The sequence below is a fragment of the Dolichospermum planctonicum genome, from assembly GCF_005402965.1.
Taxonomy (GTDB): Bacteria; Cyanobacteriota; Cyanobacteriia; order Cyanobacteriales; family Nostocaceae; genus Dolichospermum; species Dolichospermum planctonicum.
The window spans coordinates 1-225 of sequence record NZ_BJCF01000195.1 but is presented as its reverse complement, the minus strand read 5'-3'; the positions used below and the strand labels follow the sequence as shown (position 1 = coordinate 225).

The following is a 225-nucleotide window of genomic DNA, read 5'->3' as shown; positions in this document are numbered from 1 at the left end:
ATAGTGTAGAAAAACCCATCTATTTTGTCGAAGTGCAATTTCAACCAAAACCAGATTTTTACTGGGAATTAATAGCGGAAATCAACATTTATCTCAACCAATTTAAACCCGTACAAGATTGGCAAGGAGTAGCCTTATTTGGGAAACGGGGTTTAGATGTGGGGGAATTAACTGCTTATCAACAAGAATTGATTAATAGTGGAAGAATTAAACGAATTTATTTAG

1 protein-coding gene is annotated in these 225 nt (G+C 34.2%); it reads left to right on the top strand.

Going from position 1 to position 225, the window contains the following annotated elements:
• Positions 1 to 225: DUF2887 domain-containing protein (locus FFO06_RS21005; protein ID WP_137909720.1), on the top strand; the 225-nt coding region annotated here is incomplete at both ends.